This is a genomic window from Candidatus Harpocratesius sp. (genome assembly GCF_054039255.1).
Map to the genome: position 1 here is coordinate 38,535 of NZ_JBPLBG010000071.1, position 26,055 is coordinate 64,589.

Annotated in this window: 21 protein-coding genes; 11 read left to right on the plus strand and 10 right to left on the minus strand. The window is 29.8% G+C overall.

The features are described 5' to 3' along the window. Positions 1–9: 9 nt before the first annotated feature. Positions 10–876, plus strand: coding sequence for a hypothetical protein (locus ACXLDF_RS15435; protein WP_457559445.1), 867 nt, complete (start codon positions 10–12; stop codon positions 874–876). Between the two features lie 113 nt (positions 877–989). Here the strand turns inward: ACXLDF_RS15435 and ACXLDF_RS15440 are convergent, their stop codons facing one another. The 3 genes from ACXLDF_RS15440 to ACXLDF_RS15450 all read right to left on the minus strand — a co-directional run bounded on the left by ACXLDF_RS15440 (position 990) and on the right by ACXLDF_RS15450 (position 4,927). Further along, positions 990–2,237, minus strand: a complete 1,248-nt coding sequence (locus tag ACXLDF_RS15440; RefSeq protein ID WP_457559446.1) for an MDR family MFS transporter — start codon at positions 2,235–2,237, stop codon at positions 990–992. Positions 2,238–2,397: 160 nt separating this feature from the next. After that, entirely contained in the window at positions 2,398–4,428 is a 2,031-nt protein-coding gene (locus tag ACXLDF_RS15445) for an AAA family ATPase (protein WP_457559447.1), read from the minus strand. Positions 4,429–4,654: 226 nt separating this feature from the next. Continuing rightward, positions 4,655–4,927: a hypothetical protein gene (locus ACXLDF_RS15450; RefSeq protein WP_457559448.1), complete on the minus strand. Its 273-nt coding sequence runs from the start codon at positions 4,925–4,927 to the stop codon at positions 4,655–4,657. 272 nt (positions 4,928–5,199) lie between these two features. Between ACXLDF_RS15450 and ACXLDF_RS15455 the strand changes: the two genes are divergently transcribed. Next, positions 5,200–6,393 (plus strand): DUF438 domain-containing protein, encoded by a 1,194-nt coding sequence (locus ACXLDF_RS15455; protein WP_457559449.1) that lies wholly within the window; start codon positions 5,200–5,202, stop codon positions 6,391–6,393. A 171-nt stretch (positions 6,394–6,564) separates the two neighbouring features. Here the strand turns inward: ACXLDF_RS15455 and ACXLDF_RS15460 are convergent, their stop codons facing one another. Next, positions 6,565–8,634 (minus strand): COG1470 family protein, encoded by a 2,070-nt coding sequence (locus ACXLDF_RS15460; RefSeq protein ID WP_457559450.1) that lies wholly within the window; start codon positions 8,632–8,634, stop codon positions 6,565–6,567. A gap of 344 nt (positions 8,635–8,978) precedes the next feature. Here ACXLDF_RS15460 and ACXLDF_RS15465 point away from each other — a divergent pair, with 344 nt between their 5' ends. The 6 genes from ACXLDF_RS15465 to ACXLDF_RS15490 all read left to right on the plus strand — a co-directional run bounded on the left by ACXLDF_RS15465 (position 8,979) and on the right by ACXLDF_RS15490 (position 16,507). Then, positions 8,979–10,346, plus strand: coding sequence for a DNA methyltransferase (locus tag ACXLDF_RS15465; protein ID WP_457559451.1), 1,368 nt, complete (start codon positions 8,979–8,981; stop codon positions 10,344–10,346). A gap of 687 nt (positions 10,347–11,033) precedes the next feature. After that, positions 11,034–12,065, plus strand: coding sequence for an ABC transporter permease (locus ACXLDF_RS15470; RefSeq protein WP_457559452.1), 1,032 nt, complete (start codon positions 11,034–11,036; stop codon positions 12,063–12,065). A 12-nt stretch (positions 12,066–12,077) separates the two neighbouring features. Further along, a complete protein-coding gene (locus ACXLDF_RS15475) occupies positions 12,078–13,097 on the plus strand; it encodes an ABC transporter permease (RefSeq protein WP_457559453.1) in 1,020 nt (339 codons plus the stop codon). Positions 13,098–13,114: 17 nt separating this feature from the next. Then, entirely contained in the window at positions 13,115–14,365 is a 1,251-nt protein-coding gene (locus ACXLDF_RS15480; RefSeq protein WP_457559454.1) for an ABC transporter ATP-binding protein, read from the plus strand. Continuing rightward, a complete protein-coding gene (locus ACXLDF_RS15485) occupies positions 14,365–15,390 on the plus strand; it encodes an ABC transporter ATP-binding protein (RefSeq protein ID WP_457559455.1) in 1,026 nt (341 codons plus the stop codon). The genes ACXLDF_RS15480 and ACXLDF_RS15485 overlap by 1 nt, the downstream gene beginning before the upstream one ends. A 76-nt stretch (positions 15,391–15,466) precedes the next feature. Then, the gene (locus ACXLDF_RS15490) at positions 15,467–16,507 is read left to right on the plus strand and encodes a hypothetical protein (protein ID WP_457559456.1); all 1,041 of its coding nucleotides are present in this window, start codon (positions 15,467–15,469) and stop codon (positions 16,505–16,507) included. Between the two features lie 127 nt (positions 16,508–16,634). On the opposite strand, the gene ACXLDF_RS15495 is transcribed toward ACXLDF_RS15490, so the two are convergent. Then, entirely contained in the window at positions 16,635–18,410 is a 1,776-nt protein-coding gene (locus ACXLDF_RS15495) for an ADP-ribosylation factor-like protein (protein WP_457559457.1), read from the minus strand. Between the two features lie 145 nt (positions 18,411–18,555). After that, positions 18,556–19,071: a hypothetical protein gene (locus tag ACXLDF_RS15500; protein WP_457559458.1), complete on the minus strand. Its 516-nt coding sequence runs from the start codon at positions 19,069–19,071 to the stop codon at positions 18,556–18,558. A gap of 161 nt (positions 19,072–19,232) precedes the next feature. Between ACXLDF_RS15500 and ACXLDF_RS15505 the strand changes: the two genes are divergently transcribed. Both ACXLDF_RS15505 and ACXLDF_RS15510 read left to right on the plus strand, forming a co-directional pair. After that, positions 19,233–20,588: a coiled-coil domain-containing protein gene (locus ACXLDF_RS15505; RefSeq protein WP_457559459.1), complete on the plus strand. Its 1,356-nt coding sequence runs from the start codon at positions 19,233–19,235 to the stop codon at positions 20,586–20,588. A gap of 145 nt (positions 20,589–20,733) precedes the next feature. Continuing rightward, complete coding sequence (locus tag ACXLDF_RS15510; protein ID WP_457559460.1) at positions 20,734–21,111, plus strand: chorismate mutase family protein; 378 nt, start codon at positions 20,734–20,736, stop codon at positions 21,109–21,111. A gap of 42 nt (positions 21,112–21,153) precedes the next feature. On the opposite strand, the gene ACXLDF_RS15515 is transcribed toward ACXLDF_RS15510, so the two are convergent. Both ACXLDF_RS15515 and nadA read right to left on the minus strand, forming a co-directional pair. Further along, complete coding sequence (locus ACXLDF_RS15515; RefSeq protein ID WP_457559461.1) at positions 21,154–21,834, minus strand: hypothetical protein; 681 nt, start codon at positions 21,832–21,834, stop codon at positions 21,154–21,156. A gap of 21 nt (positions 21,835–21,855) precedes the next feature. Continuing rightward, positions 21,856–22,806, minus strand: a complete 951-nt coding sequence (gene nadA, locus ACXLDF_RS15520) for a quinolinate synthase NadA (protein ID WP_457559462.1) — start codon at positions 22,804–22,806, stop codon at positions 21,856–21,858. Between the two features lie 177 nt (positions 22,807–22,983). Between nadA and ACXLDF_RS15525 the strand changes: the two genes are divergently transcribed. Next, positions 22,984–23,913 (plus strand): NAD(P)/FAD-dependent oxidoreductase, encoded by a 930-nt coding sequence (locus ACXLDF_RS15525; protein WP_457559463.1) that lies wholly within the window; start codon positions 22,984–22,986, stop codon positions 23,911–23,913. 37 nt (positions 23,914–23,950) lie between these two features. On the opposite strand, the gene ACXLDF_RS15530 is transcribed toward ACXLDF_RS15525, so the two are convergent. Both ACXLDF_RS15530 and ACXLDF_RS15535 read right to left on the minus strand, forming a co-directional pair. Beyond that, positions 23,951–24,448, minus strand: a complete 498-nt coding sequence (locus tag ACXLDF_RS15530) for an SCP2 sterol-binding domain-containing protein (RefSeq protein ID WP_457559464.1) — start codon at positions 24,446–24,448, stop codon at positions 23,951–23,953. Positions 24,449–24,523: 75 nt separating this feature from the next. Continuing rightward, the gene (locus tag ACXLDF_RS15535) at positions 24,524–26,041 is read right to left on the minus strand and encodes a glycoside hydrolase family 20 zincin-like fold domain-containing protein (protein WP_457559465.1); all 1,518 of its coding nucleotides are present in this window, start codon (positions 26,039–26,041) and stop codon (positions 24,524–24,526) included. Positions 26,042–26,055 lie beyond the last annotated feature (14 nt).

Sequence of the window (26,055 nt, forward strand, 5' to 3'; positions counted from 1 at the left end):
AACTTCCTCATGACACAACATAGCGAAAGACCGGATTTTTTTTCTACAAGACATGCTCGTATGGATGCAGAATACGAACAAGAATTGAGAGAAGAAGCAGAAAAAGAACCACCAAGAATTGGTCGAAGAGAAAGTGAACCCCATTCTGCAGAAGTTTCATATTTATTTGATATATTAAGTTCAAATTTTCCAAACCACCGGGCGATTTGGGATTTACATCATTATTTTTCGATTGAAGGAGAGCGAATAGATATTCAATTTGATATCTCATTCTTTCTGAATTTTAAAATTCCCGAAGATCTTCCATCTTATAATGCTTCCGATTTTGGAAATCGAATACCTGATTTAGTAATTAATATTCTCTCTAAAAGCACATGGAGAAAAGATCTTTCAGAAATTCAAGAAGCTTGCAAAAAGCTTAAAATTCCAATATACATTCTCTTTCTTCCCTATCCAATAGCGACAAAAGTTCTCAATCATCCCTTTCTACGAGTATATGTCTTAAATGATCAAGGTGTTTATGTTTTGACTGAATTGAATAAATATATGATGATTGAAAACAAAATATTAGATGAAAATGCCCAAATAATACTACCAAAGGAAATTCCTTTCGATCTTGCTTTAAAAAAGCTTAGTCGAACATATTTAGGAATGAAACCACGCTCCCGTCTAGTCATGCTTAAAAAAGGAACAAAAGAATTGCTTTTATCTAAATTCGAAATAGAAAAACAGAGAGCAGATAAAGAAAAGCAAAGAGCAGATAAAGAAAAGCAAAGAGCAGACAAAGAAAAACAAAGAGCAGACAAAGAAAAGCAAAGAGCAGATAAATTAGAAATGGAATTGCAAAAATTTAAATCAATAAAAAATTCTTCTTGATTTTTTATGAAATTCTCTTTTTTTTAAATCAATCGCTATCTCAAATACTATTAATCTTTTTTCTATTTCTATTAAAAAGATGAATTTGCTAAAAAAAGTGGAGTAATAATTCTCTATTTTATTTCTTCAATATCAAGTTCTGTTTTTGATTGCGAAAAACGATGCTTTGATTTAGAATGTAAAAATAAAAACCCAAAGGTGGCAATGATTGCCAAGATACCCGCGAGAGACCAAACCCAATCAGGATTATAATGATCCATAATAATTCCAGCACCTAATGTACCAAACAGAGCAGGAATAATCCAAGAATAACTATAAATCGCCATATATCGACCCCGCTTGTCTTCAGGAGCAAAATGCGCTGCAACAGTCTGTCCAAATGGAGAAATTACCATCTCTCCGATAGTAATCACACCCATTGCAAAGAAGAACCAAAATGCAGTAGATACATAACTATACATACTAAATCCGATAGCATATAATCCAGCTCCAACAGCCATCATAATCATTGGAGGAAAGCGAGAAATTTTCCTGGTAATCCAAAATTGAAATAACACAACCATTAATGCATTCATACTTAACAACAATCCAAAATTCTTTTCCACGAAACCGTGTTCATCGAGTAAAAACACTGAAAGAGTGGAATTCATTTGCATATAAACTAATGCAATAATTGAAGAGATAAATAGAAATACCATATAAACCAAATCTCTGATCACTACTTTATAACCACGGAATGTCTCCATGAATGATTCATGTTTTATTTTTCCTTGATTTTCAGGTTTAGTTTCTGGTATTATTCTAAAAACAATAATCGCTGTAATACCACTGGTAAGGGCATCAGCAATAAATAAATAAACATAAGAATAAGCAGCTAAAAGGCCACCGATGGCTGGACCAATGGTTGCAGATAAATTAACTGCGACCCGGAGAGCTCCAAAGCCTTCTGCTTGTTTTTCAGGAGGAAGTAAATCAGCTACCATAGCTTGTTGGGCAGGACTGCCTGTATTACCCAAAATACCCATTAAAATGGCTAAAATATTAAACACAATAAAATTATTGATAAAAACCATTAAAATACTGAAACTACCGCTAATAATCAAGCCAACAAGCAACATTGTTTTTCGACCGTACTTATCAGTTAGTACTCCACCAATAGTTCCACCTAATAAGCTACCTATCGAAAACATTGTAAAAATTATTCCAACTTCAGTCATTCCTACTGAAAAATGATTCTTAATATAGATAGCAAAGTAAGGAAAGAGTAAAAACCCACCAAGTCGATCGATAAAAGTGCCTAATAATAAGACCCAAAAAGCTTTTGGGTAATCTTGATAAGTTTTACGTAGTTTTGTAAACATAAAATTTCTGTTCCTTGTTTTAAAATTATATCCCTTAAAACCATTAAAAATATAAAAACTTACAGAGAAAATCTTAGTGCGAATTAGTTTAGTTCATTAAATTGCGAAATAAAAAAATGGCATAGAAAAATTGAAAAAAGAAAAATGAAATAAGAAAAATTTAAATCTCTTTATTATAAATTGCTTTTACAATACTTTTCCACTTTGGGTGTTTTCGGATTTGTTCCAATGCTCTTTTTTTTGGTTGTCCTTCATCATCAAAAAAGGTTTTAAATGCAACGTATGGCTTAAACTTCTTTTTACCGTGACGATCATATTCATGTCCAGTAATGTTGAATTCTGCTTCAAAATCTACATCCAATTCAATATATGTGCCTGTGCCTTTTTCAGCAGTCTTCTTAATAAAGTAATTTTGGGATTTCATTGTAGGATCTTCAGATCCTTTATCATTATCAATAATTATTACATAAGGAATTTCAAAACCGTTTAGTAGCGTTTCATACAGTTGTGCATTAAATTTACCTCCCATATCAATATATGTGGTTGTAGCAAGAAGATCTGCCTCAGTTGGGAGAAAATACTCTGCCCATCGTTGAAACATAAGTTTTTCTGTTTCACCTTCCACCAATACAACTCGATCTGCAAAAAATAACTCGTTTCTATGTGGATCCATAAAATAATCGAGATTTAACGCATTAATTTCATGGAATTTTTCTTTTACTTTAGGGACTGAACCATGTGCATGAGTTAAATCCTTAAATCTAAGTTTTCCATCATGAGACTCAATTGGCTGAATAATTTCTGTGCATGATACCCCATCTCGAATAGGTTTAATAACTCGTGCTACTTTCTTATATTCCTTAAAATCAATAAAATTCGGAGAATGAGTATTTAATATTACTTGATTATCTGGTGCTTCTGCAATGTTTTTTAAGTAATATTTCATCAATCTTTGATATTGGGGATGAAGGAATAATTCTGGTTCCTCAATTGCAAAAAACAAGGAAGAAGAAGAAAGATTTTTTGATTTTTCATCTACTAATGTTTGAGTTGAATTAGAGTTATTCTTTTGAACAAGTCGTGATTGTTGAATAAGTTTATTCGCCCAAGCTTTAAATAAAATTACCATAAAATAACGTTGTAATCCATGGCCTTTATGTTCAACTTCAGTTTCAACTCCATCATTAATGAATATTTTCAATGAATCCCGTACTACTTTATTTATTGAGGGTAATTCTGTATCAAATCTTACTTGCGAACCATCAAAATCTTTTAAATAAGAATTTAATCCTTTCTGTAATTTGTTAATTTCAGAATCTTCTTTATTAATTCTGTAAATTTCTTGGATAATTTTTCGAATTTCTGCTTCATATTGCTTCTGTCGATCTTGATTTTGCATTTGAGCAAAAATATAGCGCATTAATTTGGAAATATTGGTATTTCCTTTTGCTGAAAATGTTGTTTCCTGTGTGATATCCTGTACAGCAGGAATGAAAAAATAATGTCCAAAATAGCGTTCAAAATCTGATTTTTTTATTGCTAATGGTTCCCAATGAATTTTTGAAGGAATTTTTTCTTTTTTGATTTTCTCAAAGATATATTCTCTTTTTGCGCGAATAATATGTTTTTTTGAAAATCTTTCATTCGAAGGGAGTGAATCTGAAATTTCTTTTATTTTTTCTTTAAAATCATCTGGAACAGTTGAATCCTTAATGATTTTAGTTTTTGTATTTAAATTTTCATTATCTAAAAATAGATACTTGTTTTTTTCATCTTCAGTTGCAGGGTTTAATGTTTTAAAAGCAAATGTATATTCTGAGTGAATATTATCTCCATCTCGTTTAGCATTAAACCGTATTATTGTTCTTTCAGAAGTAAAACCAGGATTATAAATAAAATCCTTGAATAATTCTTTTTCTTCAGAATTCAAATCTTTAAACGTCAAAATAATTGAAAAAGCTTTTACTCTTTTACCCTTTTCGATACGAAAATCTTCAATTGTGGCATTGTTGTGGAAAAAAACATTTATTGCCTTCATGAGATTCGATTTACCTGCATTATTTTTTCCTACAAATACCATATAAGGAAAAAGAAAGCATACACATTTTTTCATTGTTCGGAAATTTTGAATTTTTACTCGTTGAATTTGCATTTTCATCAAATCTATTTTGTTTATCTTTGTTTTTCCCATTTCGGGCTTTTTGGAATCTTTTCACAAGTTTTTCTGTGATTAGAACCGACATTTTAATATTTACTAATTAAATATAAAAAGATTTGGATAAGATTACACATTTAAATAATTCTTATCAATTTGATTTCTAAAAATTAAAGATTTCTATTTTCTATTTTGAAATATCTAAGATATTGGAATAATTAAAAAGAAGTGGAAAAAATGGTTCATTTGTCTATTAAATCTTTTATTTTTTTTTTACATGATTTGACTCTGGTTTCACCTTTTTCTCAAGAGATTTTATTTTTGCTTTAAGTTTTTTCTCTTTCTGAAGAATCCTCCGTTTTTCTAAGATAATGTGCTTTAGTTTTTTATCAATTTCTTCTGCTTCTTTTTTTCCGTGAACTGCACGACTTCTTACACGCTTATCTGTGGAAAGTTTCTTTTGTTCAATTTCGATCTGTGACATCTTCCGTTTTAATATTTCTAAATCCTGATGTAATTTTTCTAATTTTTTCATGATGAACATCTCTATTTCTTATAATTCTGTTAATCTGATCATAGTGCCCAGATCAACTGTTTTATTCTGAGAAGAGAAGATCAAGGCAATATAATACTCAACCTTCATTTAACTTTTATCCTCATTAATTCAAAAATTAAGATTTAATGATTAAGAAAGTTATTTTTTATCAGTATTCATGTCAAAAATCCCTTTATGATATAATGAAGAACTTTCAATTGTATTTTTCTTATAAAGAATATTTTTTAATTTTAAGCAGATACCTGTTACATATGAGCGAAAACTCACGAAAAAAACGATTAAAGGAAATAATTTTACAACTTCATGCAGGAAAGGATCCTAATAAATTAAAAGATTTATTTAGAAAGGACTTTGGAAGTATATCTTCTGATGAAATTGCCGCTATGGAACAAGAATTAATCAGTAATGGAGAATTAACTGCCGAACAAGTGACAAAATTGTGCGATTTGCATGTAGAGATTTTTAAAGAATCGATTGAAATTCCAGACCATCCAGAATTGAGTCCAGGCCATCCTATTCATACATATAGGATGGAAAATGTTAAAGCAAAAGATATTATTAAAGAACTACGTCAAAATTTCAATCCTTCTCTTTTCAAATCTTTAGAAAAGATCAAAATCCATTATACGCGCTTAGAAAATCAACTTTTTCCATTACTTGAAGAAGTTGGTTTTTCTGGTCCTTCCCAAGTAATGTGGGCAAAACATGATGAAGTAAGAGAAATGTTTCGCAACTCAGACACAATTGAAAAAGAAGTACTTTATCAAGCAATTGAAGAAATGGCTTTTAAAGAAGAAAACATTCTCTTTCCTGCAGCTTTGGAAAAATTATCAGAAGCACAATGGATAAAAGTAAAAAATGGAGAAGAACAAATAGGCTTTGCTTGGGTTACTCCAGGAAATCAATGGAAACCAATAACTACAGCTACTTTACACCAAACTTCAATAAAACCAACATTATTTAAGACAAAATCAGAAGATAAAGCGAAAAATCATAGTTCTTCATCAAATTTAACATCCAATTTGGGTGTTCATTTAGATCTTAATACAGGAACATTAAATTTAAACCAACTAGATCTCATGCTGCAACACTTACCACTTGATTTGACCTTCATTGATGCAAATGATAATGTATTATACTATTCTGATACCCCAGAGCGCATTTTTCCCCGCAGTCCCGGCATTATTGGAAGAAATGTTATGAACTGCCATCCTCCTAAAAGTCAACATATTGTAAAAAGGATTTTAGAATCATTTAAAAATGGCACAAAAGATGTCGCTGAATTCTGGATTCAAATGGGGGGAAAATTCATTTACATTCGATATTTCGCAGTGCGAGATGCAAATAAAAACTATGTAGGAACATTAGAAGTCTCACAAGAGATTTCACATCTTAAAACTCTAGAAGGAGAGCGTAGACTATTGAATTGGGAGCAAGAAAATTAATTTTTTTTTTTATTTCCCGAGAATTTCCAAATTCCCATACTTTTTTACTTTTCTTTCTTGCGACTCAATTACAATTATTGAAATACAAAATTAAGAAACAAATCTACACTGAATTTAAAAAGTAGATAATTAACTTAAAAGAAAAATAGAGAAAAAATAATAGAAACTTTTCTATTTCCATTCATAACCGCAATCTTTGCAGTAATATTTTTTACCATATATGGGTGAACCGCTAATATATGAAATTGGATGTTCGCGATCTTCTTTGGTTCCAATATTTTTTGAATTACAGTGAGCACAGATTAATCGACTGTCACTTTGCTCTGGTTTATTTTCCCGAATTACCGCTTTTACAGGTTCTTCTTCTGCAGGTGCTTCTTCAGATTCTTTTGGCTCACTTTCGACTTTTTGTTTTAATTCAGTTACTCCTCGATTCATATAATCTGCCTTAGCAACTCGCACAACAGGTTCAAAACGCTCAAAATTACCAGAACCTTCGGCATCATAAGAAAGTATGACTTGATCTCCTGGTTGCATAATATCTAACATCCAAATAACTTTAGAGGGATGATTTCCTTCAGATACATTATATTCTGGATTTAAATCACTTGGGCTGAAATTAGCTACTTTAAAACCTGCAGGGATTGTTTCTTCCACAGCTACATTCTTTAATTCAACTTCTCCTGCATTTTTAATTTTAATCTTGACACGAAATTCTCCTACGGAGCTTCCAGGTTGAATTGCTTTGGAAGTCTTAAGTTTTCGTTTTGCATATTGAATTTTAACTTCTGGATTCTCATCTGTGAATTCAAATGCATATCCTTCTGGTAATGTTTTAGCAAAAGTTGAAATTTTAAGATTATACTGTTCATTTGGTTGAGGATTTTGTGCCACAATCGGATAAGTAATCACAATTTTTGAACCAGGTAAATATTTCTTTGGTAATTCTGTTAATTTAAAGAAATTCATTTCTATGGTGTGTGGAGTTCCTACATTATGATCATTTGGGCTAATTGTATATTTCAAGTTCTCTTGTTCAATTTTTGCAATCGTATCTCCATTAGCATTAACTAAATGTGCATTAATTTCCATTATATCTGGAACATCAAAATCTACTGGAATTGTATCAATAACTTTCAATTCATTGATAGTTGCAGTTCCAATGTTAGTGATTGTATTGGTAATTCTAATGTCAGTCTTTGCATTAGCTTTAACTTGTGGAGGATTAATATCTTTTTCCACATTTGTTTCTAACACTTCAAATTCAGATGGGATCTTTACAATTTTACCATTAAGTATAGTTTCTACAATATAATTTACTGTAAAATCCACTTTGTGGGAGAATTTAGGCACATTTACCGATTCTAATGAAAATTCATGAACCCATGATTCATTAGGTGGTAGTACAACGTTTAAATCCAAATCAATAATTTTATCTTGAATTTCAGTATTATGAATTACTTCTGCTTTAGTAATGGTCAATTCAAAATCTGAATCATTATCGAATTCTAACTCACATTTCCACCAACCTGGTTTGGTGTCATCTTCTTCTGAAGAGATTCCAACCATGGTTTCTGTGATTGCCTTTACTTTAGCAGCAACTTTTGATTTCAAGGCATTTGGTGCTGAATAGGTAACTTGAAGTTCATTTCCATTTTTTATCTTAGAATCTGTAATAGTTGCTCGTCCTTCGATTTCAATTTCTGTGGATTCATGTGGAGCCAATGAATCGATAGTCCATTTTAATTGTTTTGTTTCACCCTCATATACAGCATTACCGCTGCTGAATCGGGAAATTTTCACTTCTTTCAAATAATCTGCCAGTGTTTTTGTAAGTTCAATATTTCTAATTGGAACATCAATAGTATTGGTTAATGTGATATAAATCGAACCAAAATTTTTGGCATTTAAAGTAAAATTTTGATTTAAATCATCAAAATCTTTAGAAGTATCAAATTTTTCTACAACTTCAAGTACAGGTTTTTTCATCTGTGGAATATCATATTCAAAAAGCCAGGTATTTTCTGGAGCGATAACATTTCGCTCATAATGGCTTTGAATATTCTTCAATAATTCAGTATCTTGAATATCCAACTCTACGTTCCATATTTTATGGGCTGAAGATGGATTAACGACTTCTAATTTTCCGTTACAAGTTATGGAATCAACCGAATTGTCGGCTTTCAAAATGGTTTCTTCCAATTCTTTAATATTTATATTAATTTTATCTTTACTTGGCATACAACAATCACTTTTAATCGTTTAATGGAATTAGAGAGAGGGGTAAAAGGTGCATATTTTACCTTCAAACCAACAACGGGAAAAATATGAGAGCATATCATGGGTTTTAGACATTTTTGTTTGTGTATTCTGCAAAGTTCTCAAGAATTCCCTATCAACATTAACATTTTCGAGTTTTTAAAGTTTTATCTAGAGAAAATTCTTAGAAGAAATTTCATAAATTAGGAGAAAAAATCCAATATTTTTTTTTATCATTATTAACGGAACAATATAGTAAATTATTGATTTTTAAATAATAATTATATTTAAAATGTTAGTGATTTCTTTTTTTGAGGAATGCAAAAATGATTAAACACGATTCAGAATTATTCAATTTTTTGGAGAATTTTATGCTAAATAAGCCGAATCATACAGAATGTAATAAATCATTAAATAATTCCTATCAATCTCAACAAATTCCTGTAAATAAGAAAATTCAAAAAAAAAAAAAAACAGAAATAAAAACTATATCAAAATCCAGTAAAGTAATAAAAACACAAATTGAATTATTTATTCATAATAATATCCAAATTCCAAAATATGTTAATGAATTTTGGACCTCAAAACAAAGACAAGCATCATCTATCCATGAAATATCTTATCGAGCATGTTTTAAACCACAATTACCGCGATTCTTCATTAAATTACTTTCAAACCCAAACGATATCGTATATGATCCATTTAGTGGTCGAGGAACAACCCTCATTGAAGCAGGACTTTTAAAAAGAAATATTATTCAAAATGATGTAAATCCTTTAAGCCAAATTTTATGTCGTCCGCGCTTTTTTTTACCTGAACTTGATGAAATTCAGAATCGTTTAAAGGAAATTCCAGTTAATTATTCAGAAAAAGCAGAAATTGATCTTTCAATGTTTTATCATAAAAAAACAGAAAGTGAGATAGTTTCTCTCAAAAAATATCTTCAAAAGCGAGAAGAAAATAAAGAAGAAGATAATATTGATAGATGGATAAGGATGGTTGCAACAAACAGGCTTACAGGACATTCAAAGGGTTTTTTTTCAATTTATACTTTACCACCAAATCAAGCAGTTTCTCCATTACAACAGAAAAAAATAAATAAAAAACGAAACCAAACTCCTGATTATAAAGAAGTTTTTCCCCGAATTATCAAAAAATCAAAATCATTAATGAGGAATATTTCCAAGATCCAGAAAGAAAATCTAGCCCAGATTGGTAAAAACGGAATATTTTTATCCAAAAACGCTAAGAACACAAATGAAATTGAAAATGACAGTGTTCAGCTTATTGTTACTTCTCCTCCTTTTTTAAAAGTTGTGGACTATTCAAGTGATAATTGGCTTCGATGTTGGTTTAATTCGATAGATACCGATTTAATATCTAGAAAAATTACGATAACGAGTTCAATTGATATATGGGTCAATGAAATGACCAAAATATTTTATGAATTTTATCGTATCTTAAAACCAAAAGGTTGGATCGCTTTTGAAGTGGGAGAATTGAATAATGGAAAAATCAATCTAGACGAATTTGTTGTTCCCATAGGCAAAAAGACAGGATTTTTACCAAAAGCTATTCTCGTTAATCAACAATCCTTTACAAAAACATCGAATATTTGGGGTATTGATAATAATAGACGTGGAACAAATACTAATAGAATTGTGTTATTTCAAAAAAACTCAAATTATTTTTGATAATTCATTCTACTTTATTATATTTCATTATATTATATAACATGAGAAATTATTTTCACTAAAAAGAAAAATTACAAATCTGATATAAATAATTTAATAAATTGAATTAAAAAGAATTATTTTATTTCTGAAAGAATTTAAAAGAAGTCAGGCTAAGATTCCATTATTATTTTTGTGAATTTTATTCAACTTTTAAAATATTCATCATTTTAACATTTAATTCCAAGTAAATTAAATTAATTGATCTTGTTTTCAATTAATTAAAATTTTATTCTATGATAGAAGAAAAAACAAATTAATGATTATTTAAATTAAAAAGAAAGAAAAATAAAGAAATTAGATTTAAATCTCTTTTAAGATGCAATCATCTTATTCATTTTATAGAAAATCAAGATATTGCACTATTTTCATTTAGTATATTATAAGCCAGTGATATTTTAAATGATCGAAATTAAAAAAAAAAATGAATTTCAAATTTTCATTTTTTTGAAAGATTTAAATAATCAAATTTCCTAATAGTTATACAATTAGTGCACTAATTATTTGTAATTGGCATTGAATCATAAGCTAATTATGTGAAAAGTAAAAAAAACAACTTCAGTGGGCTTTCTCCATCGTAGAAGCTTTTCAAAATCCAAAACGTCTCAAAAGCGATGTTATTTTTTTCTTATGAAAGGTGAAATTCAAATGAGCTTAATAAAATATACTATAAGAAGGATAATTGCACTAATCCCAATATTACTTGGAGTGATGTTTCTAACTTTTTGGTTATCGCGATTAATGCCTTCTGATCCATGGACATTAATGGTTGGAGAACATATGACTGATGCTCGACAAATATATGTTGAACAACAAAAACAAAAATGGGGATATTATGATCCAATAATAACCCAATTCTTAATATATATGAAAAATTTGTTTTCAGGTGATTGGGGAAATACTATTGCAGTTCTTCCAAAAGATACTCCTGTTTGGGATATAATCTCAGTAAAATTCCCAAAAACATTTGAAATAACAATTCTCTCAGTAAGTATTGCAGCAGTTGTCGGTATTTTTGCAGGAATTTTCTCTGCAGTTCATCGAAATGAATGGTCAGACACAATTATTCGATTTTTTGCATTAGTAGGTGTTGCAATTCCTGTATTCTGGTTAGGAATGATTCTACAATATATATTTGCAGTGAAATTAGGTTGGTTAGATGCAACTGGTTATCAAGGTATTCAATATATAACATATAAACCAGATATTACTGGATTACGACTGTTAGATTCGTTAATCAAAGGTGATATTGATGTATTTAAAGATACAGTTTTACACTTGATAATGCCGGTTTTTGCATTAAGTTTCATTTCAGTTGCAGGTATTACTCGGCAAACCCGCTCAAGTATGCTTGAAGTGTTAGAATTAGACTATATAAGAACTGCACGAGCAAAAGGATGTTCAGAACGGCAAGTAATCTACAAACATGCTTGGAGAAACGCACAAATTACCACAATTACAATCGTTACCTTAAGTTTCGCAGGATTACTTGGTGGAGCAGTATTAACAGAAACAACCTTCGCTTTAAATGGTATGGGAATGATGACAATTGATGCAATCAACAAACAAGATTATTTCTTAATCAACGCAAGCGTATTCCTAATGACCATCATTTTCGTGCTCGCAAACTTAATAACAGATATATTATATGGAGTCGTGGATCCACGAATCCGGTATTAAGGAGGATTTAGAATGAAAGATTTAAAAGTAACCAATATTGAAGCAAAATTATATAAACCAGAACCTTTTAGAAAACAAATATCCGAAATAACTCAAAAATATTTAGGATTTTTGCTCGTCCCTGGTATGAAAAGTAGAGAATTAGAAAAACGAAATGAAATGTTGACACGTTTTAAAAGCAAACGAAAATTTATTACTAAATTAAATAATCCTTTAACTATCTTTGGGTTATTTATTATATTTATTGTGATTACTTGGGCGATTTTTGCACCTTTGATCACAGTATTTGACTATGAAAAAGAGATTCAAGGGGTTGTTGAAGAAATAACACAATGGTCTGCGCCAAATTATTTACATCCTTTAGGAGCAGCAAAATTTGGTCATGATGTATTAGCCAGATTGATTTGGGGTGCAAGATCATCGCTTACTATGGGTTTATTCTCAATTATCATTAGTGTTACATTAGGAACTCTACTTGGCATATTTTCATCTTATCAAGGAGGTATAATCGATAATTTAATCATGCGAATGGTTGATATTATAATGGCTTTTCCAGGATTAATTATTGTTATCATTTTAATATCAATATTAAACCCGAGTATGCAAACGATCCTTCTGACTTATGGTATTTTAGGAATTCCTGGATATACTAGATTAATTCGAGGAACTGCATTGCAAGAAAAGAATAAAACCTATGTCGAAGCTGCTAAAGTTGCAGGAGCAAATAAGTTAAAAATTATGTTTAAGCATATTCTTCCAAATTGTTTAGCGCCAATAATCGTTGCATTCACATTTGATATTGGAGGAATTATATTAAGCTTGGCAGGTCTATCATTTCTTGGATTCTCTGATACAAAAAATCCCATGGTTGAGTGGGGAACAGATATTAACTATGCTCGAAATCATATTTATGATGCACCTTGGGCAGCATTTACTCCAGGATTTGGAATTCTGTTGACTGTATTAGCCTTTATGTTAGTAGGTGATGGATTAAGGGATGCTTTAGATCCTCGATTACAAGGGAGAAAATAAACAAATAGTGATGATATATGATAGAAATTCAAAAAAATACAACAAATTCAGATAACTCAAACAGCGAAGAAAAAGAACTTCTTTTAAAAGTAAAAGATTTAAAAACTTATTTTTTCACTGAAGAAGGAGTTGTAAAAGCTGTCGATGGTGTTTCATTTACTATTAATAAAAATGAAATTTTGGGTTTAGTAGGTGAAACAGGATGTGGAAAATCTGTAACTGCACTTTCATTATTGCGATTAGTTCGATCTCCTGGAAAAATAATATCCGGACAAATCGAATTTGAAGGTATCAATCTCATTGATTTACCAGAAAATCAAATGTTACACTATAGAGGGAATACAATAACTATGATTTTCCAGGATCCTATGAATTCATTGAATCCTGTAATGAAAGTAGGAGATCAACTAGCAGAAGTTTACTTACTTCACCAGAAAGAATATCTGAAAGAAGAATTAGCAAAAGCTCGCCAAGAAAACAGCATTTTAAAGGAAAAACTTAAACAAATGAAGTGGGATTTAAAAAATGCATCAGAAGAAGGTGCTGAAACCCTTAAAGTTCAGATAAATGCACTGAAACGAAAAGTTAAGGGCAGAATAACATTGAAAGATATTGCTTATCGAGAATCTTCACAGTTATTAGATCGAATTGGTCTTCCCAATGCAGATTCGTTGATTAATCGATACCCACATGAATTATCTGGAGGAATGAGACAACGAATAATGATTGCTATGGGTTTAGCATGCAATTCAAAATTGTTAATTTGTGATGAACCTACTACAGCATTAGATGTTACTATTCAGGCACAAATCTTAGACATGATTCGAGAATTAAAAAATCGACTTCATAATTCAGTTTTGTTTATCACTCATTCATTAGGGGTGATTTTTGAATTGTGTGATCGAGTTGCAGTTATGTACTCTGGAAATATTGTTGAATACGGAACTGTTGAAGATATATTTGAAAATCCACAACACCCATATACTAAAGGACTTCTTGCAGCAATTCCAAAAGTAACACCTGAATCACGGAAACATAAATTAGCTATCATAAAGGGAATGGTTCCAAACCTTATTTACCCCCCCAGTGGATGCCGATTTCATCCAAGATGTCCTCATGCAATGAAAATATGTCAAGAAATCAGACCAGATTTAATTCCATTGAATAATGCAGTTCAAGTTGCTTGTCATTTATATGATAAAGACAAATCTGATTCTGATCTCTATAGATCACTCACAGATGAAGAAAGATTGGAGGCAACAATATAATGACAGAATCAATATCAAATGTACAAATTGATGAAATAGAATCAAATGAACCTGTATTAACAGTTGAAAATTTAGAAGTTGAGTATCCTATAATTGGGGGCTTATTCATGCGAAAAATTGGAACAGTACGAGCTGTTCGTGGAGTAAGCTTTAAATTATATCCTAATGAAACATTAGGAATTGTAGGAGAAAGTGGATGTGGAAAAACCACTATTGCTAAAGCAATTCTAAATTTAGTTAAAACTAGTGGTGGAACAATCAGATATAAAAACGAAGAAATCCAAAATCAACTAAATAAAAAAAGGAAAATTCGACAAAAAATCCAAATGGTATTTCAAGATCCTGATGCATCATTAAATCCACGGATGAAAATTGTTGATATTATCGGAGAACCATTAAAAAATCTTTTAGGAATTACAGATAAGGTCGATTTACGTCAGAGAGTTCTTGAATTAATGACTCAAGTTTCCCTTAAGGCAGAACACTTGGATCGTTATCCACACGAATTCTCAGGTGGTCAAAAACAAAGAATTGTTATTGCAAAAGCACTGGCATGTAATCCAGATGTAATTGTATTGGATGAACCCACTTCTGCATTAGATGTCTCAGTTCAAGCCCAAATTTTAAATTTGTTGCAAGAATTGCAAAAGAATCTTAACTTGGCATATATATTTATAACACATGATCTTTCAGTAATTCACCATATTGGTCACAGAATTGGTGTAATGTATCTTGGTAAATTTGTAGAAACTGGTAATATTGAAGATATTTTCTACAATAATCAACATCCATATACCCAAGCACTTTTATCTGCCAGACCAGCAGTTAGCAAAAGTGAATTACAAGAAAAAATCATTTTAGAAGGTGAAATTCCTTCACCATCAAATCCTCCAAGTGGATGTTCATTCCATCCAAGATGTCAAGCTAAAATGTTACCAGAGTGCAATAAAAAAGAACCAGAAGAAACTGCTCTTTCAGAGACCCATCACATCTGGTGCTGGCAATTTGGTCGAGATGAAATTTAATATTAATAAATTTCTTCTTTTTTTTTATAATTCTTTTTCTTATTTTCAATTTTTTTAAGTATTGGAATGATTTTATATGTTGAATCGAAGTACAGCAAAACCAAAACTAATTCATAGAAAAAATGAAGCAGCTCCAATGATTTTTTTTATCGATCAAATTGAAAGTCCGAATTTTTCATCTCCAATTCTACCAATGCCTATTAGAATTGATCGAATTTTATCAAAACTACCTACTTTATTCATTTTTCCTCATAAAAAAAGCATAATTTCTTTTCAAAATAAATACTTTTCATATGATTATTCAAAGTTATATTCATTGTTAATTACAAACTTGCTTAAATATACAGAACAAAAATATAGAACACTATTTTTTAAGCAATTATCCTTCGATCTTATTGAAATTTGGTGGAAAGAATCTAAAAAGTTAGTATCCAAGATTCATTCTTATAGTGAAGATTTGTCTTTTATTCTTGATTCTTATTTAAATGCTTATATTCGATCTTTAGAAGAAAATGATTTTAAGCATGCATTAGTTGGTCATATTGATGAAATTATTGAATATTGTAATACAAAATTCACTGAAAATAAAATTTCATTTGATTACAAAAAAAAAACGAGATTAAAAAATCTCTATAAAAAAAAAGGAGATTATATATTTCCTGATATAATTCAAACAGATATTTTTGATTCAAAACGAATGAAAACAATACAAAAAGCATTTGTTCCAATGTTTTTATATGATGATCTCCTGGAATGTTATCTATATAACAAAAAATTAATAGATCCTGATGGATTTGAAAAATTAGAAGATGTTTCTAATCCAGATCAAAATGAAAAAAAAAATAAGAGAAAAAAGAGACTCTTATCAAACATTTTTAAGAAAAGATCCAATTTATTAAATTCAGACAATTCTCTAAATGGAGATAAAGAAATTTCAAATCAAGAACAGAAAGATGCTGATTCATCAAATAAATCTGATTTTAACATTATTAAATTTCAAAAATTAGTCGATTTAGGAGTAATCATACAAACACCAGATATTGATGAAAAAGAAATCAATCCAGAAAATATCTTTAAAAATATTAATATTAAAGAGATTTTTGAAGAAATAATTTAACATTTTGCTTAAAAGAAACTTATTCGTAATTTAAATAAAAGAAAGATTCTTTTCTTAATTTTTTTTAATTATAGAAAATAACAAAAGAAAACTACAAAAAAATATCAAAATATGGAAAAATAAATTCTTAAATTTCTTCTAATTCTTGAATTTGCTTTTCAAGTCGAGCTTTTACTGATTCAAGTCGTTTTGACTTGTTTGCAAATTCATCATCTGAAAGCTCTCCAGTAATATTCTGCATTTCCATATCAAGCAAAGTTTTATTTACATTTGCCACCTTAATCTTTAAATCTGTAATTAATGCTCGCATATCACTCTTTGTAGATGATTGATCATTTGAAGGAGGAGGTTGAGATACAATTTTGGGTGATGGGACACTGAGATTCGAAGACCTAGAAGTTGAATTAGGGGCAGATAATGGCGGAATTGGGCTTTTAATTGATTGATCCAATGCTTCTTTTTGAATTTCTTGGATGTGGTTTTGTGCTACTTGTTTTTTCAATTTTTTTGCTTTGGCTTGTTCTAATAATTGTTCTAACTTATCTTCTTTATTAGTTGAAGTCGATTTAGATTTTGGAATATTTACTCCTTTTGATATTTGAAGATCTGTCTGATCTACAGGAATTGCTTTTGGTTTTGGCGGAGGAGTAACTGATGTTTTAGGTGCCGGCGGAGGAGTAACTGATGTTTTAGGTGCCGGTGGAGGAGTAACTAATGTTTTAGGTGCCGGCGGAGGAGTAACTGATGTTTTAGGTGCCGGTGGAGGAGTAACTGATTCTTTTGGAATCGTTTTTTCTTCTTTTTGCTTTTGAGAAGTAACTGATTTAACTTCTAAACTCTCTTTTTTATCGCTTTTTGGTTCAAATTGCTGAAGAATTGCCTTAATTTTCATTGCTTTTTCATGAAAATCTTGACTTACCCTGTCATCACCTAATTCTAAACTAAGATCTGCTAATTCTTCAAATAAATGCAAAGCCTGCTGAAAATTCCCCTCTTCAAGTGCTTCTTCTGCTTGTTTCATTATTTTATCTCGCTGAATTAAAGGTTTTAATAATGGAGAAACTTCACCAGACATCTCTAAAACATCAGCAATGATTGTAATCATCTTATCCCGATTATCAGGATCAACTGCAATCATTGAATAAGCTTTCATTCCTAAAATTCGCTCGATATCTGCAATTGGCATCGCCTCGGGTAGATCTTGTTTGTTACCAATACAAGCAGTGTGTGCATAAGGTGCTTCTTTCTTAATAAGCTCGGTGAAATATCGGCTTTTTTCGCAGTTCTCCAAGGTAGAATCAGTAATTAACAAGACAGCATCAGATCCTTTGATAAAATTATTCCATAAAAATGAAAATTGCTCTTGGCCCGCAAAATCCCATAGATGAAAATGGAGTTTGCCAATTTTTATTGTTCCGATATCCCCAGTTATGGTAGGCACATGTTCCATCGGAATATCTTGAGCAGTGATTAAACGAGTGATTGTAGTTTTACCAACACCAGAAAAACCAACTAAAGAAATTTTTGGGCGTAAATTTTTATGAATTAGTTCAATAGTAGGATCAAAAATCTCAAATGTATCTTCATCGATTTGATCATCCAGGATAGGCCCAAACATATCGAGAAATTCTTTTCGACATCGTTCAAGTTCTTTTTGAATATTTGCAAATTTGTCAGAGAGATCTGAAACGAAAAAGAAGATGATATTTTTCTCTGGTTCTGTGAGATATCCAATACGATATTGAAAATAATCATGGTATTTAGTTTTATCTGCCCCAATTTTAGATGCTTCTTTTATAATTTGTTTATAAGCTTGATTAAAACCTTCTAAATCAAGTGCTTTTCCAAAATCACGCCTGAAGATAATTTCTCCATTTTTTGTGATGAAAACTTGTCGTAGCATTTATAATCCTCGTGTTAAATTTTATTTAAATAATTTTTATGTAATTTTTTTTAAACGAGTAAAACAGATATAATTCGATATAAGTTAATGAGAGTTCTCCTAAATTTATATGTATTCGATTGATAAAAAATACCAAAAGGATACATTATTTTTTTGCCAAATATTTAATAAGATGTTTAAAAATGGGAAATCGCTCTTTCCCAACTTGCTCTTCTGTGCTATTTTTCATTTCTTCAAATTCATCTTCTAATGAAAGTAATTTAAATGAAGTCTGATGAACATTGCTGGGTGCAGTTTTGTGAAGAGTGCGTAAAAAACTGGTAATACTTGGCATATATTTTGCCAAATCTACATTCTTTGGAATATTGCTCATCAAATTATAATTTTCACCAAATGTAAAGACAATATTCTCTTTGTCTCCTTCTAATACAATACACTCGATATTTTGAACTTGTAATTCTCGAATCAAATTCTGTTTTCGATCTATAAAATCTAAAATGGTTGGAGATATAAGACTTCCTTTCTCAAATTGAGAGATTTTTGAAGCTAAAATTATCCCATATTTGTTAAAAATAGCAGTATTAGAACCAATGATATCATGTATTTGGGTTACCACTCCATCCCAATCAAATTCGTTCCTTGTTTCAGTTTTACCTGGCATTTTTTTCAATCCATTTTCTAATGAATTAAGTTAAAGGAATAGATGAATATTATTATTTAGTAATCGACAGTTATATAATAGATATTCACACATTTATAAGCTATTAAATATTGTGATTCTTAAGACTTTAATTGAAGAAAAATACTAGTTGAGGAAAGAAAATGGGCGATAAGGATTTAGAGAACATAATTGATAGTATTGGGCAGGAAGAATTAGAAATTGCACAAAAACAAGCACAAATTGATCGGTTAAAGCAATTAATTGTAAAACAAAAAAATGAGATGGCAGAACAGCAAAAATTAATTGACGAATTACAAAGCCGAATCAGCAATATGTATGATTTACCTGCAGATGTTGAAGCTTTAAAACGTATGGTTGGCGAAATGCGGGCTGAGTTAAATGAAAAAGACAATCAACTAGAAATGGCCTATGCTACTATTGCACAACAAGAAGCTCAATTAAAAAATACTCAAATGCAAATTGATGGATTTAATCAACATTTAAACACATATATTACGCAAGTAGGTGAATTAAAGTCCAAATTGATTGAGCAACAAGGAATAATTAGTGCAAAAGATCGCGAAATTCAAGAATTAAAAATGGCTAATGATCGAACTCAAGAAAATTTACAAAAAATGGAAGAAGAATTTGCCCAAAGAGTACAAGCACGTTTACGACAATTTATGGAAACTGAAGATGAATACAAGGCGCGTATTGAAAAAATGGAGCGAGATTTTGAAGAAAGAACTAAAGAACTAAGGAGTCAAACACTTTCTACAAAAGATGAATATCAAGCGCGTATTGGAAAGATGGAATTAGAATTCAGAAAAGAAACAAAACAATTACAGGATGAAATTCATTCTCTAACAGAGAAAAACCATGAACTTGAAATGAAATTAACTAAGTATCAATCTGAATTTGCTGAAATCGACAATATGAAATCTAATTATGAAACTAAAATAAATAATTTACAAGAAGAAATTCAAGAAATTAAAAAACGCAATGAAGAACGTATTATGCAATTGAAAGAAGAACATTTTAAAGAAAAATCAGAACTTTTAGAAAAAACGGATAAATTAGAATCAGATATTATCGATTATAAACTTCAATTTCAAGATTTTGAAAAGAAAACTTCATTAGCTGAAAAACGTTTTTCAGACTTAAAAATAAAACAAGAAGAATTATTAAAAAAATATGAACAAGTAGTCTCTGAAAAAGAAAAATTAGAAGAAAAACTTTCTAAATACGAATCAGAGAATAAGGATATGATTGAATTCCGAGAAAAAAATTTGGGAAAAATTCAAAATATAGATGGATTATTAACACTTTTTGAACAAGAGCCTCTCTTTAAATGCTTTTTGTTAGTAAAAGATGTTGGAGAGATGAATGTAGAGTTATTAAAAGGTGCTTTAGGACTCCCTACTGTTACAGTGAAGAAATATATTGATCAATTTGTGAAAGTAGGTCTTTTTGAAGATTTAGGTAACGGAAAAGTTCGATTGGTTCATCCATTCTAAATACTTTTTTATTTTTCTATCTTATATTCAGAAATTGGTAAATGAAATTACATAAGGCTTTTATGTTTCAATAACTGATTTAGATCAATAGATATGATTTTTTGATTCATATCAAATACCACTATTAAAAAGGAGATAATTAAATTTGCCGTTAGGAATTCTTATCTTACGCTGGGATAATGAAGTTGGTCCAGTTTTACTTGCTAGTTATCCCGAAAACTTGAAAGTCACAAACAATTTACTCACTCAAATTTATTCTGCCCATCGATATTCTTCGCTAACACCAGGATTTTCGTCCTTAACCTTTAAAAATCATAAAGTTGTCTCATTTTTTTCTGGTTTAGGAGAAAAATATATTGAAGTTGAGAATTATGTTGTTGCACTTTTATTGCGCAGAGATGAGCAAGTATCTAAATACAGAAAAATACTAAATAAAATTGCAGCAAATATTTTGGGAAATATAGAAAATAACAAATATAAAGAAATTATCCCTAAACTCTATAAAGATCTTGCTCGTGTTTAATAAAAAATCTTAGTTTTTCTTTCTAATTTAAACAAATTTATTTTAATTTACAAATATATCATTTTTTATTCTCGTTTTTTCTAAAATACCCATATTAATTAAATTATAGATTGATTCTTGAATTTGTAATTTCAATAACGGAAAATTTTGCTCAAAAAATGAAATAATCTGGTGAAGATAAACAAATTTCTGCTCTTGAACTTTCTTTGCTGCAAATTTTAATACTTCATTCTCAATATTTGAAATTGGTTTTGTATTTTCATTTAAATTTACAGTATATGGATAAGTGAAATCAATATGAAAGATTTCATCTGTAATTTTTTTTAAATTAGGTCGTGTAGGTAAATCCTGTAAAAATATATCAATATTTCCTAAAAATGTGGAATAAAGACCTTGTAACTCTGATGAAAACCGGGATTCCAACCTAATACCATATGTATGTAGCATTTCTTTTTCCATAGGGCTAGAATTTTGATTTAATATCAACGCGATTAATGTAAACTTTCCTATCCAAAAAATCCCTTTTTTATCTTCAAGATCAAAAGGTTTTATTGCATTCAAAGGGGAATCTTTAAGTATTTGATTATCTTGAACCATTATCTGAACTTTTTCGAGCAATTTAGTATTTAAAGGGATTGATTCATTTTTTCGATAAAAAATTATTTGTTTACTTTGCATATGAATAACAAATACCATTTCAAAATTAATACTAAAAGATATCATCGAAATATACTCCTAATAATATTAAGAATATTGAAGCATACGTTCTAATGGAACTATGGCCATATCTGCACATTTTTCTAGAACTTTTATCTCATATTTTGATTGAGAAGGGGTTCCAATTGCATCCAAAGTCTCAAAGAGGTTTTTTAAGTTAATTTTTTTCATATTTTTACAAATAGCATATTTATTAAGAGGAAAATAAGATTGTTCTGGATTTTTCCATCGTAAGTGTTCAATCAATCCAATTTCGGTACCTATGATAAAACCATTTGAATTTGGATTATCTTTAGTATATTGAAGCATTTGTGAAGTTGAACCGATAAAGTCTGCTTCATTTTGGACTTCCAAAGGTGATTCTGGATGAACTAAGATGGAAGCTCCAGGATGATTTTTCCTTTCTCTTTCAATATCTTTTATTGATAAGAAATTATGGATCGGACAATTTCCCTTTTCAGGAACAGTAATTATATTTAAAGAAGTTCGATTTCGAACAAAATTTGCGAGATTTTTATCAGGCCCAAACAAAATGGTATCAGTTTTCCAATTTTTTGCTACATTTTCTATTACTTTAAGAGAATTAGATGAAGTACAACACACATCAGAATTTGCTTTAGTTTCTGCTGTGGTGTTTACATAGACAATTAGTGGAGATTTAGGATATTTCATCTTAAATTCATTTATTATTTTAGGATCAATAAAACTTGCTAAAGGGCAACCTGCTTCAAAATTAGGAGATAAGATAACTTTATTTCGATTCAAAATTGAAGCGGTTTCTGCCATAAAATGAACACCAGCTAAAATAATATACTTACTATCTTTTTGTTGCCGAGCAATTTTAGCCAATCCAAGGGAGTCACCAATAAAATCTGCCAATTTTTGAATTTCAATGGGTTGATAATAGTGAGCAAAGATTGAGACTTGTTTTTGACATTTTAAAGTTTTAATTTTATCAATCAGTGATTCCATTTCCATAGATTTAATAAATCATAAGAGCCGATAAAATTTTTGTTCTATCATCAACTAAAAAAATTTAAGTCTACAAGTAAGATCTCTTATTCAACAAGGGAAGAAGAAGAAGATAGTTGTGCATTATTTTTGCACAAATTTTATATTCCTTGAATTCTTCAATATCTTGAGTTGAAATCAATCATGTCAAAATCTTGTGATGTTTCTAAACCGAATAGTTATCACGTTATAATAATTGGTGGGGGTCCGGCAGCAGTTTCCGCTGCAATATACACCCACCGATTCGATTTTAAAACTTTAATCATTGGTCAAGAATATGGTGGTGCCATATCCAGGACTTACTTAATTGAGAATTATCCAGGCTTTTTCGATGTTTCTGGTTTTGATTTAATGGATGCCTTTCAAAAACATTATGAACATTTTAATATTCCATATATTTTCGAAACTGTAACTAAAATCGAAAAAGAAGCCGAAGGAAAATTTGTGGTTACAGCATCTGGAGGAGAAAAATACGAATCATGTGCCGTTATTGTGGCAACAGGTGGTAAATATCGCAAGCTTAATATTCCAGGTGAAGAAGAATTTCATGGAAGAGGAGTAAGCTATTGCGCAACTTGTGATGGCCCTTTCTTTAGAGATAAAACGATAATCGTTGTTGGAGGATCTGATAGCGCTGCTGTTGAAGCACTTTTTCTTTCAAAATTTGGAAAGAAAGTCTATATTGTTTATCGTAGAGATAAAATTCGCTCTGAACCCATTAACACACAGCGTGTTAATGAAAATGAAAAGATTGAGATTATTACTAATACAACCTTAAAGAGAATAATTGGAAAGGATAAAGTCGAAGCAGTTGAATTTCATGATGGTACTATTTTTCCAACGGACGCTGTCTTTATTGAAATCGGAGAAATTCCACAAAGCGATTTAGTAAAAGATTTAGGTGTTAACCTAAACGAAAAAGGAGAAATTCTTGTAGATAAATTTGCTCAAACGAATGTTCCTGGAATATTTGCAGCTGGGGATGTAACCGATATACGGGAAAAACAGGTAATTACCGCAGCAGCTCAAGCAGTAAGTGCAGCTTATTCAGTTCGTGATTATATCGAGAATTAATAAAATAAAATTTTTATAATCCTTTTTTATTTTTTAGTTATAAACCTACAAATTCATAAAATACAGAAAATAACTTTTCAAAGATGATTAAAGCTTCAATATCTCCAGAGAGTTTTACATCCCCGCTCATTATAGCTCTCCAAGGATCAATATTTCCATTAAAAGTTTCGATTAAATCTTCTTCTGAACTCTGGATTTCAATTTTTGGAGTGGAATACTTACTCTCGATCAAAAACAATTCAAATTGCTGAGATATTTCTCGAAATTTTAATTTTCCATAATTAATTTCGAAAACTAGCGTTCTACAGACATTATCTGATTTTTGAGAATTATTAGAATTATCAGATTCTAATTTATTGTATTTAATAATTACCGTTAATTCAACATCCTCGAATTCTTCAAAAAATTCTTCAGAAGAATTTGCCCATTGTTCGCAATGGGAAAAAAATTCCAATAACTCAACCATATTCATAGATTGGGTCTCAATTTTCCTCTGAAAATATAAAATCTTTTTTGAAGAATTTAATACTGTCATAATTAAATAATATAACATAATATTTCTAAAAGATATTATGCCTATAATAAAAAAAATGAAAAAAAACTTCACTCTTTATTTTAACAAATTACGAAATTCTTTTAAACTTTGGAATAATTTGGATTGATATTGAAGAAATCCTTGAATAGAAACGCTTAATTCTTTAATTTGTTCTTGAAATTGTTTCAATCCAAAGAGATTTTTATATATTTTACTTGAATTTGGAATGAGAAACCACTGGCTTTTATTTGATAATTGAGTTGTAAGATTCTTCAAGATTCGTAAAATATCGTCCGCAACAAAAGAAAAATCTGCAAATATTGATGATTGAAGATTATCATAATTATCAGATTGAAAAATCAAATGTAAAGTGGATTGATATTGCTGCTGAATATCCATCAATTCGATAATTTTCTCAATCACATCCAACATTAGAATATAAAATTCAAAATATTCAAAGTGATGGATTTTAGATTGTTTAAAGCTTATTAAGGATTCTCGTAATTGTTTAAAATCATCTTGATTTTTTTTCAAAACTGCTTTGAGAGAATCATATTGATTTACTAGAAAACTTGCAAAAGGAAGGGTATTTTCAGTAATTGGTATCTTTTCTAATATTGTGACTACATTTGAGAAACAAATGGGTAATTTGGAATCATTTAGGAATTTATATTGATCTTCATTTAGTTTATCAAAGAAAAGATTTCTCCAAAATCGGGGAATAAATGAAACCTCAGGAATTTTTCTCCCTTCCCATAAACATGCGGCTTTAAATAAGATATCATATGAAATAATCGGGAAAAAACCAATTTTTATCCAATTAAATATTCCTTTAAGATTTAAACTTTGAATATCAAAGGAACTGCGTTCAAATTCTTGAGCTGAAGCAATTTCACTCCCAAATGAAAGGTAATTATTTGTAAACTCTAGTTCAAATTGCTTACTAGGTATATTCTTTTCACTTGATATAATAATACTGTTAATTTTATGGAATCCTATAAGTTTGAGTATATATTTAATAAACGTTGGTTGAAGTTCTGGACCCATCCAATTTATTTCTATGGCTCTAACACCTATTTTGGGAACATCATGAATTGTTTGAAATGGAATTGCATTATTTGTAAACTTAATTAATTGATAGAGAGAGTTTAATCCATAAAATAAACCTCGTTCAGTACGACTACTAATTTGAATAAACTTTCCAATGATTAAATGATATTCATCTGTTGCTCGAAAATCATGAATGTTCCAAAAATGAAGCCATTTTATTTTTCCTATTATTAATTGAGGATTTATCGTAAGTGTCTCTGGATGAATTAATATATAAAGCGGATTTCTCGGTTGGAAATAACCAAGATCATTACGAAAATTTAATGTGGATTTTTCAGGAGTTGATTCTAAATTCCATTGATAGGTGAATTGTGAGCTTACTTGTAATAATACTGATTTTATATGTTCAACTAAATTTGGAGAACCTGAATTTGATTGTATCTTCCAAGTTCCCTCAAAACTACAATATTGATCTGAAGCTCCTTTCGTTCTTTTTAATACATTTGGAAGGAGTGGATTGGAAATTTCAAAGGTATTATTCATACATAACATCAAGC